This window comes from Heliomarina baculiformis (assembly GCF_019966545.1).
Lineage (GTDB): Bacteria > Pseudomonadota > Alphaproteobacteria > Rhodobacterales > Rhodobacteraceae > Heliomarina > Heliomarina baculiformis.
Window position 1 is genome coordinate 182,451 of the sequence record NZ_JAIMIC010000002.1, and the last position, 16,299, is coordinate 198,749.

16 protein-coding genes are annotated in these 16,299 nt (G+C 61.5%); 8 read left to right on the plus strand and 8 right to left on the minus strand.

Annotation, left to right across the window (positions count from 1 at the left end):
- The 4 genes from MF268_RS04465 (at position 1) to MF268_RS04480 (ending at position 3,428) form a co-directional block, all read left to right on the plus strand.
- A complete protein-coding gene (locus MF268_RS04465; RefSeq protein ID WP_238369710.1) occupies positions 1-1,287 on the plus strand; it encodes a lipoprotein-releasing ABC transporter permease subunit in 1,287 nt (428 codons plus the stop codon).
- Positions 1,280-1,957 (plus strand): ABC transporter ATP-binding protein, encoded by a 678-nt coding sequence (locus tag MF268_RS04470; protein ID WP_238369711.1) that lies wholly within the window; start codon positions 1,280-1,282, stop codon positions 1,955-1,957. Before MF268_RS04465 ends, MF268_RS04470 begins: the two co-directional genes overlap by 8 nt.
- The gene (locus MF268_RS04475) at positions 1,954-2,940 is read left to right on the plus strand and encodes an Ldh family oxidoreductase (RefSeq protein ID WP_238369712.1); all 987 of its coding nucleotides are present in this window, start codon (positions 1,954-1,956) and stop codon (positions 2,938-2,940) included. The genes MF268_RS04470 and MF268_RS04475 overlap by 4 nt, the downstream gene beginning before the upstream one ends.
- Before the next feature lie 83 nt (positions 2,941-3,023).
- A complete protein-coding gene (locus tag MF268_RS04480) occupies positions 3,024-3,428 on the plus strand; it encodes a c-type cytochrome (RefSeq protein WP_238369713.1) in 405 nt (134 codons plus the stop codon).
- Here the strand turns inward: MF268_RS04480 and MF268_RS04485 are convergent, their stop codons facing one another.
- From MF268_RS04485 to parE, 6 genes are all read right to left on the minus strand, one after another.
- Positions 3,429-4,118: a hypothetical protein gene (locus tag MF268_RS04485; RefSeq protein ID WP_238369714.1), complete on the minus strand. Its 690-nt coding sequence runs from the start codon at positions 4,116-4,118 to the stop codon at positions 3,429-3,431.
- 6 nt (positions 4,119-4,124) lie between these two features.
- Positions 4,125-4,529, minus strand: coding sequence for a PaaI family thioesterase (locus MF268_RS04490; RefSeq protein ID WP_238369715.1), 405 nt, complete (start codon positions 4,527-4,529; stop codon positions 4,125-4,127).
- A 67-nt stretch (positions 4,530-4,596) separates the two neighbouring features.
- The gene (locus tag MF268_RS04495) at positions 4,597-5,418 is read right to left on the minus strand and encodes a flagellar biosynthesis protein FlhF (protein WP_238369716.1); all 822 of its coding nucleotides are present in this window, start codon (positions 5,416-5,418) and stop codon (positions 4,597-4,599) included.
- A gap of 328 nt (positions 5,419-5,746) precedes the next feature.
- Positions 5,747-6,037, minus strand: coding sequence for a hypothetical protein (locus MF268_RS04500; RefSeq protein WP_238369717.1), 291 nt, complete (start codon positions 6,035-6,037; stop codon positions 5,747-5,749).
- Positions 6,038-6,274: 237 nt separating this feature from the next.
- The gene (locus tag MF268_RS04505) at positions 6,275-7,465 is read right to left on the minus strand and encodes a DUF4268 domain-containing protein (RefSeq protein WP_238369718.1); all 1,191 of its coding nucleotides are present in this window, start codon (positions 7,463-7,465) and stop codon (positions 6,275-6,277) included.
- Positions 7,458-9,413: a DNA topoisomerase IV subunit B gene (parE, locus tag MF268_RS04510; RefSeq protein WP_238369719.1), complete on the minus strand. Its 1,956-nt coding sequence runs from the start codon at positions 9,411-9,413 to the stop codon at positions 7,458-7,460. Before parE ends, MF268_RS04505 begins: the two co-directional genes overlap by 8 nt.
- 477 nt (positions 9,414-9,890) lie before the next feature.
- On the opposite strand from parE, the gene MF268_RS04515 reads away from it, so the two are divergent.
- The 4 genes from MF268_RS04515 (at position 9,891) to MF268_RS04530 (ending at position 13,793) form a co-directional block, all read left to right on the plus strand.
- Positions 9,891-11,234 (plus strand): arylsulfotransferase family protein, encoded by a 1,344-nt coding sequence (locus tag MF268_RS04515; protein ID WP_238369720.1) that lies wholly within the window; start codon positions 9,891-9,893, stop codon positions 11,232-11,234.
- A complete protein-coding gene (locus tag MF268_RS04520) occupies positions 11,234-11,446 on the plus strand; it encodes a hypothetical protein (RefSeq protein WP_238369721.1) in 213 nt (70 codons plus the stop codon). Before MF268_RS04515 ends, MF268_RS04520 begins: the two co-directional genes overlap by 1 nt.
- 2 nt (positions 11,447-11,448) lie before the next feature.
- A complete protein-coding gene (locus MF268_RS04525) occupies positions 11,449-12,930 on the plus strand; it encodes a sulfotransferase (protein WP_238369722.1) in 1,482 nt (493 codons plus the stop codon).
- Positions 12,931-13,088: 158 nt separating this feature from the next.
- On the plus strand, positions 13,089-13,793 hold the full coding sequence (locus MF268_RS04530) for a YoaK family protein (protein WP_238369723.1): 705 nt from the start codon (positions 13,089-13,091) through the stop codon (positions 13,791-13,793).
- Between the two features lie 198 nt (positions 13,794-13,991).
- Here the strand turns inward: MF268_RS04530 and MF268_RS04535 are convergent, their stop codons facing one another.
- Positions 13,992-14,870 (minus strand): alpha/beta fold hydrolase, encoded by an 879-nt coding sequence (locus tag MF268_RS04535; protein ID WP_238369724.1) that lies wholly within the window; start codon positions 14,868-14,870, stop codon positions 13,992-13,994.
- Positions 14,871-14,959: 89 nt separating this feature from the next.
- On the minus strand, positions 14,960-16,249 hold the full coding sequence (locus MF268_RS04540) for an alpha/beta hydrolase family protein (protein ID WP_238369725.1): 1,290 nt from the start codon (positions 16,247-16,249) through the stop codon (positions 14,960-14,962).
- Positions 16,250-16,299: the final 50 nt, after the last annotated feature.

Sequence of the window (16,299 nt, forward strand, 5' to 3'; positions counted from 1 at the left end):
TTGCCTAAAACTCCCCCGCCCTTTGCGGCCTTCGAATGGCTTATTGCCTGGCGTTACCTGAGAGCGCGTCGCGCCGAGGGCGGCGTCAGCGTGATGACATGGATCAGTCTGATCGGAATCACGCTCGCGGTTTTCGCGCTGATCGCCACCCTTGCCGTAAGGTCTGGATTCCGCTCGGAATTCGTGGGCACGATCCTTGGCGCCAATGCCCATGTGACGGTTTATTCGACCGGCGAGGTCGACCCGCTTGGCAATGTGAACCGCACGATTGCCGAATACCCGGCGATGGCCGAGGCGGTGGCGCAGGTGCCCGGTGTGACGCGGGTTGCGCCGCTGATACGGGGGCAAGTGCTTCTGAGCGCGCAGGGCGAAAGCACCGGGGTCGAGGCCTTTGGCATCGCCGCAGAAGATCTTAGATCGCTGCCCGGTATCGCGCAGGCAGAGCAATCCGCTGGCGACCTGTCGCGCTTTGACGAGGGCATTGCCATCGGGTCCGAAGTGGCGCGGATCATCGGGGTTTCGGTCGGCGACCGGGTCAAGCTGACCTCGCCCGACGGGTTGCAGACCGCGATGGGATCCAGCCCGCGCGTTAACGCCTATGAGGTGGTCTATGTCTTTACCGCCGGGCGCTATGACATTGACCGGACGAGGATCTATATGCCCTTTGCCGAGGCGCAGGCTTTTTTCAACCGCGAGGGTGTCGCGGATGAGCTTGAGGTGATGGTCGACAACCCGGAAACCGTGGACCAGCTGGTGCCGCAACTGTTCCGGGCCGCCGGAGATCAGGCGCTGATCTGGACGTGGCGCGATGCTTCGGGCAGCTTTTTGCGCGCGCTCGAGGTCGAGGACAACGTGATGTTCATCATCCTGTCGATCCTCGTTTTGATTGCGACCATGAACATCGTCTCGGGACTGATCATGCTGGTCAAGAACAAGGGCCGTGACATCGGTATCCTGCGCACCATCGGCCTGAGCGAAGGCTCGGTGCTGCGGGTGTTCTTTATCTGCGGTGCCTTTACCGGGCTGATCGGCACGGCGATGGGCGTGCTTCTGGGCTGTCTGTTTGCGCTTTACATCGACCCGATCTTTTCCTTCGTCAATTACGCGATGGGCGGCGGTGTCTGGGATCCGTCGATCCGGGGGATCTATGCGCTTCCGGCAGAGCTGCACCTGTCGGACGTCTTGTCGGCGGTGGCCCTGTCGCTGGGGCTGTCCTTTTTCGTGACCTATTTCCCGGCCCGCCGCGCGGCCCGGATGAACCCGGTGGAGGCGCTGCGCTATGAGTGATGTTGCGCTGGATCTGGGCGGAATCTCAAAGACCTACAACAAGGGTCTGCCGGGCGAGGTGCGGGTGCTCGACAACATCGATCTGAGCGTCGGCAAGGGCGAGATCGTTGCCCTTGTCGCGCCCTCGGGGGCGGGAAAGTCGACCCTTTTGCATATCGCGGGGCTGCTGGATACGCCCGATACTGGAAGGGTTCGGATTGCCGGTCAGGACATGACCGGCGAGGGCGATGCGGTGCGCACGCAGGTACGGCGGCGCGATGTCGGATTCATCTACCAGTTCCACCACTTGCTGCCCGAGTTCACGGCAGCGGAAAACGTCACCCTGCCGCAACTGGCGAACGGTGTGGACAGGAGCGCGGCGGCAGCACGAGCCACGGAATTGCTCACCCGTGTCGGCGTCGGCCCGCGTGCAAGTCATCGTCCGGCGGCGCTCTCGGGGGGCGAGCAACAGCGTGTCGCCTTTTGCCGCGCCATGGCCAATGGCCCGCGTCTTTTGCTTGCGGACGAGCCGACCGGCAACCTTGACCCGGCGACGTCCGAGACTGTGTTCGGGGCGCTGATCGACCTGGTGCGAACCACCGAAATGGCGGCGCTGATCGCGACGCATAACCTTGACCTTGCCGCGCGGATGGACCGGGTCATCCACCTGACCGATGGTCAGCTCATATGATCGAGGTTTCGCTGAAGGAAATCGGTGAGGCCACGCAGGCGGCGCTAGAAAGCCACGGGGCCGCATCATGGGTCGCGGCCGAAGTGACGGCCGCCGTGGTCGAGGCCGAGGCTTTCGGAAACCGGATCTGCGGGCTTTATTACCTTGAAAGCTATTGCAAACAGCTCGTCTCGGGCCGGGTAAAAGGCGATGTCGAGCCCACAGTCGACCGCCCGCGCCCCGGATTCGTCCGCGTCGACGGGCGCATGGGGTTCGCGCAACCGGCTTTTGCGCGTGGCCTGCCCGAGGCCGTGGCGGCGGCGCGGGAAAACGGCACCGCTTCGCTCGCCGTGGGGCATACGCATACCTGCACCTCGCTTGGCTTTTTCACCGGGCAGATCGCGCGGGCGGGGTTGATCGGGATCGGATTCACCAATGCCTCGCCCATCGTTGCGCCGCCGGGCGGACGGTCGCGGGTGATCGGTACCAACCCGATCGCCTTTTCCGTGCCGGACGGGCAGGGCGGTGTGGCCATGCAGTTCGACCAGTCCACCACCACCGTCGCGCTGGGCAAGATCACCATGGCCAAGGCGGCGGGTGAACCCATCCCCGAAGGCTGGGCGCTTGACGCCGAGGGCCGTCCGACCACCGACCCAGAGGCCGCGCTGGGCGGGACGCTGGTGTCGATGGGCGGCTACAAGGGCTGGGGCTTTGGCGTGATGGCGGAATTGCTGGCCGCGGGCATGACGGGCGGCGTCAATTCGCTCGACGTCAAACCGCTGAAGGCGCCCGACGGGCCGCCGCATGATCTGGGCCAATTCTACCTGCTGATCGATCCGGGCTGCACAGATACTTTCGGGGCGCGTTTCGCGGCACTGGCCGAGGCCGTTGCCGCCGAAGAGGGCGGGCGGCTGCCGGGGCAGGGCAAGCGGCACGCCGATCCGGTCGCGCTGGATGAGACGCTTTGGGCACAGGTGGGCGAACTCGCCGCGCCCAAGGCATAAGCGGCACAGTTTTTGCCCGGGCCACTTGCCGAACGGCGCGCGCTCCGGCAGACTCGCCATGTGGGTTGAGAGGATAAAAGCCAATGATCGCCAAAGCTTTGTGGAGCCTGCCGGCCTTGTTCATCGCGGCCGCCTGTGCCGTTGACGTGATGCCCGGCCCCGATGAGGGAGAGATGCTTTTCGCGCGGAATTGCTCGGGATGTCACACCGCCACCGCGACCGGCATGCGGTTGAATGACGGCACCGTTGCTCCTGACCTGACGCGCATATCCGAGCGCAACGATGGCGTTTTCCCGCGTGCGCATGTGCTGTCGCAAATTGACGGCTACGGGCGGGGCAAGGCCGCCAGCGTCATGCCTGAATTCGGCGACCTCCTCGAAGGCGAGCTTGTTCCCGTCGAGGTCGAAGGCACGATGACGCCGACGCCGCGCCCGCTGGCAGCGCTCATGACCTATCTGGAAAGCATACAGGTCGGCACCGAAGGTTGATCACGAACAAATTCCCCTGAGCTCGGCCCCGCGCCATGGCAAAAGAACGTCCCGTTCGCGCTGGCGGTTCTGGGGAAGGTCGGTCACCGGAAAGGCCCCGCGCAGCATGTCATGCAGCCGTTTCGTGCGAGCCGCAGAGGGATCGAGCGCGCGGCAGCAGATGTATTCCTCGACAATCGCGCCCTGCTGTTCATAGCCGTATTGCAGAAAGTCCGGCGCGCCCTCGAGTTCAAACAGGTAGGGGTCTTTCATATACCCGTGCTCGGCCGCGGCGCGCAGCGGCGAATAGCCGGTTTTCTGACGGTTCTGCCATTGCCAGACATGGGTCAGCTCGTGCCCCAGCAGCATCGCGGCGGTTAGGTTGAGCAGCTCCGGATACTCGGACAAGAAATCCTCGGAAAACCAGTCGCGCACGAAATAAACCTTGTTGAACAGGGTCATGGCTGCTGGTTTTGCGGTCACGATCCCCTCTTTCACAGGCGGTAGAATGCGTTCTCGGCAGGTGGTGCGGGGCCGTGCCTTTCTGTGAAACGTGACCGCGGCGACCAGCGCGCCCTCGACCAGCCGGACCTTGTCGACGTTGAGTTCTTCGCCATGCAGAGACGTGGCAAAAGCAAGCTCGGACTGAGTCAGGGGACGACCGCAACCGGCAACAAGCAGGGCTAGACACAGGCAGATCCGGATCAGCATCCTGCCTCAGCCGGCGTAAAAAGAGGCGGTGGCGGTCGAGACCAGCTTGCCGCTTTCCTCATCGCTCATCTCGGCACGGGTAAAGGTCATCGCCTTGCCGGCCCGAACCACGAAGGCACGGCAGATGATCGCCTTGCCGGACGCCGGGCGCAGGAATTGCGTGCTGAGATCGGTCGTGGCGCAGGGCCGGAATTCGCCCGCGTGGGCCAGCGCCGCGAGCACCATCACAGTGTCGGCCAGCGCGGCCATGGCCTGCCCGGAAACGATCCCGCCGACACGGATCAGATGCTGGCCCACGGGCATACGGACCAACGCGTGTTCCTTGTCGATGGACAGCACCTCGGGTTGCAGGGCGAGCACCCATTCGGCGAAGTTTTCTTCGAGAATTTTCTGCGCGTCCGCTGGCGTCATCCTGCTCTCCTGGCTGATCTTTTTGCAAACCTAGCGGGGGTTTGTGGGCCTGTCGACTGGCGACAGATCAATCACTTGCGAGTGCTTCGCTGATGGCTTTGGGATCGACCGGTGAGAGCGGTGCCGCGACGCTCTGCGCGGCGATTGGCTGGGCCTTGATGACATCTGGTCGGGCGGGTTCTTCAGACGCTGGCGGGGGCACCGTTGCTGCCACCTCAGGAGGCCGGGACACCGCCCTTGCGCTCGCGCTCGGCGGTCGCTGCGCGCTCAGGTCCGTCTGCGCGGCGGGTACGACACTGGCGGCAGCCTCCATGGGGAGGGGAAGAGCATCCGGGGTGACGATGATGCCTTTTTCCTCAAGCTCCATGCGCAGGATTTCGTCCTGATGCGCCTCCTGGCAGGCGCGGACCTCTTCGAAGGCGCGCCGCGAGCCGCGCAGGGTGAACTTGCCCAGCTGGGTATCGCCATAGGACCATGTCATGCCCGCTTCGCGCTGAAATTCATCGACAAAGGTTTCGGAGCGGTCCATCGAAGCGTCGATCAAGATGTTCAAACCCGGCGTGCCGTCCATGTAGACACCCAGCATGTCGAGTGTCCACGGCGGCTGATCCCCGAAGACGAGCGAGATCGGGTAGCGCGAATTCTGTTCAATCGATTCCCAGCGCCCGTCGAGCACGGTGATATCCAGCGCGGGCACGTCTTCGTAAGTGTCGAACCCGATAAAGAAATCGGTATCGTCAAAGCGCGCGAAAGCGAGGCAACCGCGGGTCGCCGGGTAAAAGCCCACGTCCCAGTCGTCTATCAACGCCCAGCGTATGGGATCGGCCATGGCCGGAAGTGAGATCAGAACAAGCGCCATACCGACGACGCCGCGCAGAAAACAGGTCATCCGACCCTCGCAACACAACAACAGAGAAAAGTATAGAGGGACGATAGGTTAAGGCGAAGTAGAGAAGCCGTGCGTGAAATGGGGAGGTTCGGCGGGATGTCCAGTATTATTTATGTATTTCAATGGCATGTGGAGAAAACGGGCTTGGTCGAAGGTCGATCATAAATAGTTTTGGGTGTAAACGGTGCGCGGCCTTTGCGGGGTATTGTTTCTGATATGGAGATGGTCGGGCGTGCTGTACTTGCAGCATTTGGGCTTTCTCATGCCCGGTGACATCCGTGCAGCACCTGTGCACCCCCTGTACACCGCCGCAGTGCGGCATGGCGCGTCAGGCAGGGTCGGTCGGGATCTGCGCCGTCCAGTGTTCGCCCATCGCGACGATGCAGGATGTGCCGTGCGCATAGGTGACCACCAGCGTCCAGTCGCCCTGAGCGTCGGTCCAGACCTCCATCACCTGTTCCGGGTCACGGATGCCCGAGGCCGTCCGGCTGGCGCCGAACTGGCCGGTCAGTTTCTCATGCATCGCGGGGGTTGGCTCGCAGATCGCCTCGGCAATGGGAGAGACCGCCGAGGCCGGCGTGGCGAGGAGGGCAAGCAGGAGGAGGGCATGTTTATACATGCCATGGAGTGTAACGGTTATGTGACGTTTTGTATATACAAATGGTATACGTTTGCGTGAGGGCCGCGTGGAAGGCATTCCCCGAGGATCGTTTGATTTTGTTTCTCGGTTAGTGGCAATGTCCCGCCCGGACGCAGGCCGGGCAGCCCCCGACCGCCCCCCTGGGCGGGGGCTTTGCCTCCACCCGCGGCCGGGGACTGCCCTTTGATTGTTTGTCAGGAGGTCAGGAGGTCAGGATTAGTCGTTTGATCCGAATTCGACTTCCAGTTCTTCCAATCGAGGGCGGAATACGGCGTCAAAAGCTACGAGCGTTCTGGCAAACCATTCCTGAGCGATCGTTCTTTCGTCCGAATTCCATGGCGAAAGATACGGGATCGCCGTGCCGATCAGCGAGCGCCCGTTCGGCCGGATTTTCCAGATAAGCTCTTGCTCTATCTGGTCCTCAAACGCTTCTTTTTCGTCATGCAGCCGGTCGAATATCTCGCGGCCCGTGCCAGCGTCGAGGCTTATGCCGATCCCAATGGTATTGGCTGATCTGTCAAAGTACAGCAGCATGTAGCCCGATTTCCCCGCCCAGTTCGCCGCCGCCCGAAAGCGTTTTTCCGGCTTGAAAGTGACGTGGTTTGCGTCGGAAAATGTAAGAGCCTCACCAAGCTCTTGCCAAAACGCCAACCAGCGGTCTGCGTCCATCTGGCGCTCTGTATTGTCGCGGCTTTCCTTGGGCGGGACGATTGCGGCAGTGTCGTCTTCTGCCGTCTGTTTATCTTCCCACGGAATGATACGCGTTTTTCCGAGTACTCTTGGCTGGTAGAGCCGGTCACCGCTCGTCGATTCAAAAACAGCAAGTTCAACGAGACCAAAGGTGAAGGCGTTGCCGCTGAACTTGGTGAGGAACCGGGAAATCGCCTCGGTTCCTTCCCTTATGCCGTCACCGCAAATAAGCAAAAGAAAACGACCGTCGCGCAGGCTTCTCGATATGGAGTCGAGAAAGTTTGCCTCGTCCAGAACACGGCCATCGGCGACGATATCGATGAACCTCCTGCCGGTGCGATTGAAGACAGCGTTTTGCAGATTCTCAATCGACCATGTGCTGAGTTCTGACGCGTAATCGAGGATCTGTCCCACGACTTCGCGACGGGCTTCGGGATTGCGCCAGAGTTTTGTCTCTACGCAGACCAGCTGCCCGTCAGGCGTTGCATAGAGTATGTCCATGAAACCCGCTCGCAGCCTGAGTTCCGTGCAGATCGGGATCAGTCCCATGAAACGGGTGTCGATTTCCTCGACCGGAAGCAGCGAGGGATGGTTAAAGAGATGGTCCTGCAGATCGCGTTCAGCGTATGTGCCGCTGGTCCCGATGGGTATTCTGATCAGTTCTTCGACAGTGCCGTCCGCGCGTTGAAGTACTGGTGCCGAGAATTGATTAGACATCCAACTCCTCAACGAACTTCGCGTTCTCCTGAATATACTGAAAGCGTAATTCCGGCTTTTTGCCCATGAGCCGTTCGACGAGGTCTCCGGTTTCGCCGGGTTCGTCTTCGTCGATGGTCACGCGGATCAGCTTGCGGGAGTTCGGGTCCATCGTGGTTTCCTTGAGGTCCTTGGCGTCCATTTCGCCAAGACCCTTGAAGCGGGAGACGTCGATCTTGCCTTTGCCGCCGAGGCCTTTTTCGAGCCATGCCTCTTTCTCGGCCTCGTCGATGCAATAGACCCGCTTGGCGCCCTGGGTCAGGCGGAAAAGCGGCGGGCAGGCGAGGTAGAGGTGGCCTGCGTCGATCATCGGGCGCATCTGTGTAAAGAAGAAGGTCATCAGCAGTGAGGCAATATGCGCGCCGTCGACATCGGCGTCGGTCATGATGATGATCTTGTCATAGCGCAGGTCGTCAAGGTTGAAACGCGTGCCAAGCCCGACGCCAAGGGCTTGTGACAGATCGGAAATCTCGGCGTTGGAGCCGAGTTTCGACGAGGCAGCGCCAAGCACGTTGAGGATCTTGCCGCGCAGGGGCAGCAGGGCTTGTGTCTTGCGGTCGCGGGCCATCTTGGCGGAGCCGCCCGCCGAGTCGCCCTCGACGATGAACAGTTCGGTGCCGTCGCGGGCGGTGGCGGAGCAGTCGACCAGCTTGCCGGGCAGGCGCAGCTTCTTGGTCGCGGTCTTGCGAGCGGTTTCCTTTTCCTGACGGCGGCGCAGGCGTTCCTCGGCACGCAGAACGAGGAAGTCGAGGATCGCGCCCGCGGATTTGGTGTCGGCGGCGAGCCAGTTGTCGAAATGGTCGCGCACGGAGTTCTCGACAAGGCGCTGCGCCTCGGTCGTGGCGAGGCGGTCCTTGGTCTGGCCGACGAATTCCGGTTCTCGGATGAAACAGGAGACCAGCGCGCAGCCCCCTGTCACGAGGTCTTCGCGGGTGATCGAGGCGGCCTTGCGGTTCGAGATCAGCTCGCCATAGGCGCGGATGCCCTTTAGGATGGCGGCCCAGAAGCCGGCCTCATGGGTGCCGCCCTCGGGCGTGGGGACGGTGTTACAGTAGGACTGGATGAAGCCGTCGCGCGAGGGTGTCCAGTTGATCGCCCATTCGACCTTGCCCGGCGTGTTGAACTTTTCCTTGAAGTCGACGGTGCCGGCAAAGGGACGTTCGGCATAGGTGGAAGAGCTGCCCAGCGTTTCGGTCAGGTAGTCCGCGAGGCCGCCGGGGAAGTGGAAAGTTGCCTCGGTCGGGGTTTCACCGTCGTCGATGGCGGTCTTCCAGCGGATTTCGACGCCTGAAAACAGATAGGCCTTTGAGCGGATCGATTTGAAAAGCCGCGCGGGCTTGAAGCGATGCGAGCCGAAAATTTCTTCGTCCGCGTGGAAGGTGACGGTGGTGCCGCGCCGGTTGGGCGCTGCGCCGACCTGTTCGACCGGGCCAAGGGGGATGCCGCGCGAGAAGCGCTGTTCGTAAAGCTGCCGGTCGCGGGCGACCTGCACCACCATCGAATCGCTGAGCGCGTTCACAACCGACGCGCCGACCCCGTGCAGACCGCCGGAGGTCTCGTACGCCTTGCCGGAAAACTTGCCGCCCGCGTGGAGCGTGCAGAGGATCACCTCGAGCGCGGATTTGCCGGGGAACTTGGGGTGCGGGTCGATCGGGATGCCGCGACCGTTGTCGCGGATGGTGACCGAATAATCGCTGTGCAGTTCGACCTCGATCCGGTTGGCATGTCCGGCGACGGCCTCGTCCATGGAGTTATCGAGCACCTCGGCCACAAGATGGTGTAGCGCTCGTTCATCGGTACCCCCGATATACATGCCCGGGCGTTTGCGGACCGGTTCGAGACCTTCGAGAACTTCGATGGAAGAGGCGTCGTACTCGGTGGGCTCGGCCCCGGAGAGGAGATCATTCATGCGGCTGCTCTTTTGTTGGTTGGGCGGCAGTATGTCAGAGCCGGAAGGGTGGGGGAAGGCGAATCCGGGATCGGCCCGTTCGAGATTCAGAGAATTTGATCCATGTGACCGGAGGGTGCCATTGGGTGGCTGTTGAGCGGCGGCAGTCACCGGGAGGATAGCCCAATGATGGGCCGAATCGCGGGCGGGTTCGCCCCGCTTGTTCCGGCCATATCCCGGGCAGGTCGGTCAAAAATCCCCGCCATCGCATCCTATTGCAGAACAGCCGGGAGCCTTCGGCGTGACAGCTGCAGGTTGCGGAGAGAGAAAGGTCCGCGCGGATGCTATGGAAATTGTCGAAACCTGCGGATCAGGGTCAAATCTATCTGTCAGGCCATTTTTTTCTGGAAAGAAGCTGTCTGACGAGTCACCGTAAAGGTGATTGAATAAAATTTTTCACCTCTGTTGCAGAATGTTCGAGTTTGTTGCGAGGATTGAATGAATAAGACTACCCAAGGATCGTCGCCGCAAAAACGAGACTGGTCAAAGATAATTTTCCTAACCATCGCGGGGTTTCTCCTGCTGTTTGGTTCGTTCTGCTACGGAATCCTCGCGATCCGGATGAACCTGCAACCCTGGCCGCTGATGCTGCGCGGGATCATCACGGTGAAGGAAGTGCTCGCGCCGAGCGACAAGCTGCTGCAATCGACACGTGCGCCTTCGGAGACCCCGATCGATTTTCCGCTGCCGGATCAGGTCGCGCCGGGCCTGGTTGCGGTCGCGGGGGATTATAAGACCCGCCATACCGAGGTGAAGGTGATGGACCGCGAGGGTCGCGTGATCCATTCATGGAAGCCGAACTGGTCGGAAATTTGGCCCGGGGACGAGGGTGATTTCTCGCCCCGGCCCGCCGACAGCATCTATCTGCACGGGGTGATGATCCTCCCGGACGGATCGCTGGTTGCGAATTTCGAGCATTACAGCACGTTCCGGTTGGATGTCTGCGGCAACCTGATGTGGAAGCTCGACAATCTCGGGCACCATTCGGTCAATTACGCGCCGGACGGGACGATCTGGGCCTCGGCCGAACGGCGGCCGCAGGAAGGTGTTCTGCCCTATCCGATGCACGCGGCGAACCTGCGCGACTGGACCATGCAGAACATCAGCATGGACGGCGAGATCCTGCGCACGATCCCGGTGATCGACGTGTTGTTGAACAGCGATTACGAAGGCCTGCTATACGTATCGGACAGGGCTAATCCCGGCGACGGGGTCTGGGGTGATACGTTGCATCTGAACGACATAGATACCTTTCCCGAAGACATGGAATCGGAGATATTCGAGACCGGCGATGTCATGTTCTCGCTGCGCAATATCTCGGGGATCTTCGTGATGGACCCGGACACGCTGGCATTGAAATACGTGAATGTCGGCCAAGTGATGCGCCAGCACGATCCCGATTTCGTCGAAGGCGACTGGATTTCGGTGTTCGACAACCGGACCTTCAGCATGGATGCGCAGGAGCCGGCCACGGGCAGCCGTATCATCGAGTTCAACGCGGTGACCGGAGAGCGGCGCGTGGTCATCGACGGCGCCGACCCGGAAACGGAATTTTTCAGCCAGATCATGAGCGTCCATCAGCCTCTGCCAAATGGCAATACGCTGATCGTCGTTTCGGATGATGGCCGATTGGTGGAATATACCCCCGACAGGAAATTAGCCTGGCGTTACGAGAACCAGACCGAAGAAGGACTGCTTCGGATTTACTGGGCCGAAGTACTACCCCCAGAACTTGACGAAAATTTTTTCAGAGAGGCTGAACTGACATGCAACGGAAATTAATGACCTTTGCTCTTGCTCTGAGCATTCTGAACGCGGCTGGCCCCGCCCATGCCTATATCGGACCGGGTGCCGGTCTGGGTGCCATTGCCCTGACCATCGCGCTGGCCGTGGGCGTTGTGCTGCTGGTGGTCGGGTTCGTCTGGTATCCGGTCAAGCGGATGATGAAATCGCGCAAGTCTGACACGCCGACAGTACCCAGCCGCGATAGCTGAACTTGATCGGTCCTGTACTTGTCTGCCTTGTTGCCGTGGTCGGATTTGGCCTCGGCATATGGAAAACGCGTCTTGTCGCATCATCGCAGGGCGTCTTTGCGGCGATCTCTGCCGGGATCGCGGCCATGTTCGACCCGGCCCTGTCGGATGACGAGAAAGAAGCCAGTATCCGGCGCACCGGGCTGGACCTGATCAAAAAGACTGGTGGTCTGGCGCTGCGGCTGATCCTGTCGCTGCTGGCGGCGGCGGTGCCGATCTATCTGGCCGACTGGCTGGGGCTGGTGCCGCTTGAGGCGTCGATGGACATGATGCTGAGCTGGGAGTTCATCGTCATCGTTTCGGTCGTGGCGATTGCGGTCGGGTCGATCCTGTCGCGACTGCTGGGCGGCAAGAAAGAGGCCGAGCCGAGCGAAGGCTATAGCGCGGGCGACCAGATGGTGCATACGCTTGCCTTTGCCTCGCCGGGTTTGATGCGGCGGCTGGCGGCGAGCGATGACAGCTTGTTTTCCAGTAAGGTGGCGGGGGTGAAACCGGCGGGGCCGATATTCATCACTTCGCTGGCGCGGGGCGGGACGACTGCCCTGCTGAACGCGCTGCACGATCTGCCGAACGTGGCCACGCATCGCTATGCGGATATGCCGTTTTTGACCGCGCCGCTCTTGTGGAGCAAACTTGGCGGGAACCGTTCGGTCGCCCGGCGCGAGCGGGCGCATGGGGACGGGATGGAGATTGATCTTGAGAGCCCCGAAGCCTTTGACGAGGTGCTCTGGCGGCTCTACTGGCCCGAGAAATACAATGGGAACAAGATCGCGCTTTGGCGTCCGGGGGATATCAAAGAAAAAGCGCGTGACGTGATGCGGCGGCACATGTCCAAGATCATCCTGCTGCGCAAGGGCGACAAGGCGGCGGGCGGAGATGTGCATTACGTGTCGAAAAACAACGCCAATATCGCGCGGCTGACGGTGATCCCCGAGATGTTTCCGGGGGCAGAGGTGATCGTGCCGCTGCGACATCCTGTGACCCATGCGGCCTCGCTCCTCCGGCAGCACGAGAATTTCCTGACCCGCCACGCGGAGGACCCGTTTTCGCGGCGCTACATGAATGACATCGGGCATCTCGAATTTGGTGAACTGATGCGTCCGATTGCTTTTGAGGGGTTCGCGCCGGGGGGGCGCGAGCCAACGTCTCCCGATTATTGGCTGGCCTACTGGATCGCGGCCTTTCGGGAGATCCGGCAGAACGGGGAGGGGTGTCACCTCGTGGCGCAGGACGACCTGCGATCCAATCCGCAGGGCACGATGGACGCGCTTTGCGACCGGATCGGTCTGGATCACGGGGGCGTGGATTTTACGAAGTATTTCCGGCCCGGTGCGGATTTGGGGGATAGCTCTGTTTATTCGTCCGAGCTGCTGGCCGAAGCGCAGGCGCTGTATGAGGAGCTGAATGCTCGGGCGGTGCGGGCGTCGGTTCCCGTGGAGGCATAGGTGCCGTCTTTCGGGGGCGCAAGCTGCTCGGTTTAAGCGGAAAGCTTCGCTGCCCGGGATGGGATTGACGGCTGTCCCCGCGATGATGGTTTCGCGGGCTGACAATTCCAGGCCGACACCATAACCTGCGCGGGAATTCACATAATCCAAGTATAAATATGCTGATACACGTCGGGCAGGAGCGCACAGAACGAATTAACCTGGCGCTTGCCGGTATGCTTGCGACGATTGCCGGGGCTCTGAACGCGGCTGGATTTCTTGCGGCGGGTGTGTTCACCGCGAATATGACCGGTAACGTGTCTGCCTTTGCGGATTATCTGGTAACCGGTGAATACGCCTTGGCGCTTTGGCTGGTGCCGTTGGTTGTCGCGTTTGTCCTGGGGGCTTATTCCGCTGCGGCCTTGATCTATCACGAACAAGCAAGGCGGGTTCACGGCGCATTCGCATGGGCGATCGTCGTGGAGGCATGTCTATTGATTGTGCTCTCTGCCGGACTGGCGGTCGCATCTGGCGGGGTGTCAGCTGCTCTCATGACCATTACACTAAGTTTCGTTATGGGGTTTCAGAACGCGGTCACGACGCTGATCTCCGAGGCCCGGGTGCGCACGACGCATGTGTCTGGCATGGCGACCGATATCGGCATTGGACTGGCGTCGCTTTCCAGCAATGCCGAGGGCAGGCGTGAAGCGGCCGCACGGCTCAAACTTCACGCCCTCACGCTTTCGGCCTTTGCAGTTGGCGGCATCCTAGGGGCCATCGTGTTCAACTCGGTTGGTAACTGGTTTTTCGCGATTGGGGCCGGGGCGCTTCTATTGATTGGCTTGCCCGAAATCGTGCGAGCGCGTCGGCTTGGCAGGGGCTGAATTTGAAGCTGTTTTGGCTTTGAGCGTCGTGTGCTTGAAGAAGCATGGCTGGGGGGCGGCCCGGTCTTTGCTGAAACCTGCGGGTTTAGGGCCTGGCGTTTGCGAATGGCAAACAGTCGATCTGCGACCTTGGAATCACGTACGATGTCTTTCGCAGATTTGCAAATGACAGGGTAGCAGCCGCGCCGGTCGCGATGTTCAATCCGGCATCCACTCCCTCACGATCCCGGCGATCTCCTCCGCGTGGGTGTGGATCAGCCAGTGATCGGCGTCGGGGAGGTTCCTGCGGGTGAGGTCGGGGGCGAAATCCTCGAGGCCTTCGGTCGCGGCCGGCAAGAGAGCGCCGTCCTGTTCGCCCCAGATCAGCAGGTGGGGGCAGCGGACCATGAGCCGGTCGGTGGGAAACTCGGGCAGGTCGGTGATCGGCTCGCCCGGTTTGGCGAGGCGCAGGGGCGAGGCGCGGTACCAATTGATCATGGTTTCGAGCTTTCCGTCGCGGGCCCATTCGGTCTTGTATTCCTCGGCCCGGTCGGGATCGACCCAATTGGTACCCATGTGCCGGGTGAAGAAATCCATCATCTTTTCGAAGTTGTTCTCGGCGAGCTTTATGTGGGAATCCGGGCGGCGGAGATAGCCGATATAGGCCGAGGCCTCGGATTGCGCGCCGCCTGATGCCATCGCGCGCTGGAAGGGCACCGGGTGGACGCCATTGGCGATGATCAGGCGCGAGACGTGATCGGGGTAGAACATCGCCAGCCCATAGGCGACGGCTGCGCCCCAGTCATGGCCAAAGACGGTGACCGGTCCGCTGCCGTAATGGTCGATCAGCGCGACCATATCCTTGGTCAGGGCCGAGCTGGTGTACATCTCGACACCCTCCGGTGCCCAGCTCTGGCCATAGCCGCGCTGGTCAGGGGCGATCACGTGAAAACGGTCGGAAAGCTTGGGCGCAAGATCGCTCCACGCGCCGCCATATTCCGGAAAACCGTGCAGGAACAGCATCTTGGGCTGGGACGGATCGCCCCAGCTGCGGACAAAGAACGGGTGGCCATTAAGCTCGACGGTTTCCGATTGCATGTAAAATTCTCTCCCTTGTCGGGGCAGGTTAGAGTGGGTTGGGTGTGAGGGAAAGAGGTGGCCCGCCCAGGCAGGCCACCTGTCTGGGATCACTCGCCGGCGGGCAGGGTTTCGAAGCGCAGACCCTTGGCGGTGCGATCGGGAAAGCCCTTCCACTGGCTGTGATCGTCGGTTGGCTTGCCCGCGTCGTCCAGCGCGACGACACCGTCATCCGACTGTTCCACGAGGTCGAAATATTCGGCCATCTGCTGATCCTCCTTGAGGTGGAGATCCATGAAGGCGGTGGCGAAATGCTGGGTGATGTTGTTCATGCGGTTGGTGTCCCAGACCGCGTCTGCATAATGCTCGAACGGGGCGAAACCGAGCGCCTCGTCGAATTCCCAGCTTTCCTCGGGGGCGGGCATTGGTGCTGCGGCATTGTGGTTCGCGCCGATGAAGGTCAGCAGGTGACGCGTGGTGCCGGTGGTGCCCTCGAAAATCTGGCGGATCGCCGGGTAGACGGACACGTCATCGACACTGCCGGCCATCAGGAGGAGCGGTTTCTCGAAGCCCTTGAGCCCTTCGGCATCCCAGAAGCCGGTGTTCATGCCCCAGGGTCCGATGGCGATTGTCGCCTTGACGCGTGGATCGATCAGGTCGGCATGGGTTTGTGACCCCGCGAGGTGGCGCGAGAGCAGCCCGTTCGGCGTACCCCAGCTGTATTCGGTGCTGGACTGCGTGACGCCCGCGCCGCCAAATATCATCGCGCCGTAGCCGCCCATCGAATAGCCGATGACGCCGGTGGTTTCGGCATCGGTGATCGCGCCGATGGGGCTGTCGAGCGCGGCCATCTGGTCGATTACGAACTTCTGGTCGATGGGGCGGTTCAGCAGGGTCGAACCAAAGGCGCCCTTATCGTCATAGGTGCTGTCCTTGTGGTCGATGGAGACCGCGACATAGCCCTTGGAGGCGAGGTTTTCGCCAAGGTGCGACATCAGGAAACGGTTGCCGGGATAGCCGTGGCTGATCACGACAAGCGGGAAGGTTTCGCCGCTGACCGGGGTGGCATCACGGGCGGCGCGGCCATGGAGCGTGACCTCGGTCACGCCGTCGCGCAGGATCGCCTGATAGGTGCCGCCCGGCTCGGTGCCTTCCTCGGCGGGGTACCAGACCTCGACCGTCACGGGACGGTCATAGGTCGGCTCGCTGCCCTCGGACGTGTTCACGATGTCGATCTGGTCAGGATTGGTGAATTCCAGGGTTGTCACACCGATGGGCATGGCGCCATAGGCGGCAAGTTCGGGCGCGTCGGGGCGAATCCGGTCGATCCGGTTCTCGGCGTGGACGGTGCCGGCGGCGAGGCTGGCGGTCAGGGCGAGAGAGGTCAGGGCAGTACGCATGTCGTCTCCGGTCTTGTGCATTCAGTTCGGGGGTTCATCGTACATGGTTA

Bases quoted from the DNA above. Each gene is read 5' to 3' on its own strand.
- MF268_RS04470 (WP_238369711.1), top strand. From the start codon at position 1,280: ATGAGTGATGTTGCGCTGGATCTGGGCGGAATCTCAAAGACCTACAAC.
- MF268_RS04475 (WP_238369712.1), top strand. From the start codon at position 1,954: ATGATCGAGGTTTCGCTGAAGGAAATCGGTGAGGCCACGCAGGCGGCG.
- MF268_RS04480 (WP_238369713.1), top strand. From the start codon at position 3,024: ATGATCGCCAAAGCTTTGTGGAGCCTGCCGGCCTTGTTCATCGCGGCC.
- MF268_RS04485 (WP_238369714.1), bottom strand. From the start codon at position 4,118: ATGCTGATCCGGATCTGCCTGTGTCTAGCCCTGCTTGTTGCCGGTTGC.
- MF268_RS04490 (WP_238369715.1), bottom strand. From the start codon at position 4,529: ATGACGCCAGCGGACGCGCAGAAAATTCTCGAAGAAAACTTCGCCGAA.
- MF268_RS04495 (WP_238369716.1), bottom strand. From the start codon at position 5,418: ATGACCTGTTTTCTGCGCGGCGTCGTCGGTATGGCGCTTGTTCTGATC.
- MF268_RS04500 (WP_238369717.1), bottom strand. From the start codon at position 6,037: ATGTATAAACATGCCCTCCTCCTGCTTGCCCTCCTCGCCACGCCGGCC.
- MF268_RS04505 (WP_238369718.1), bottom strand. From the start codon at position 7,465: ATGTCTAATCAATTCTCGGCACCAGTACTTCAACGCGCGGACGGCACT.
- parE (WP_238369719.1), bottom strand. From the start codon at position 9,413: ATGAATGATCTCCTCTCCGGGGCCGAGCCCACCGAGTACGACGCCTCT.
- MF268_RS04515 (WP_238369720.1), top strand. From the start codon at position 9,891: ATGAATAAGACTACCCAAGGATCGTCGCCGCAAAAACGAGACTGGTCA.
- MF268_RS04520 (WP_238369721.1), top strand. From the start codon at position 11,234: ATGACCTTTGCTCTTGCTCTGAGCATTCTGAACGCGGCTGGCCCCGCC.
- MF268_RS04530 (WP_238369723.1), top strand. From the start codon at position 13,089: ATGCTGATACACGTCGGGCAGGAGCGCACAGAACGAATTAACCTGGCG.
- MF268_RS04535 (WP_238369724.1), bottom strand. From the start codon at position 14,870: ATGCAATCGGAAACCGTCGAGCTTAATGGCCACCCGTTCTTTGTCCGC.
- MF268_RS04540 (WP_238369725.1), bottom strand. From the start codon at position 16,249: ATGCGTACTGCCCTGACCTCTCTCGCCCTGACCGCCAGCCTCGCCGCC.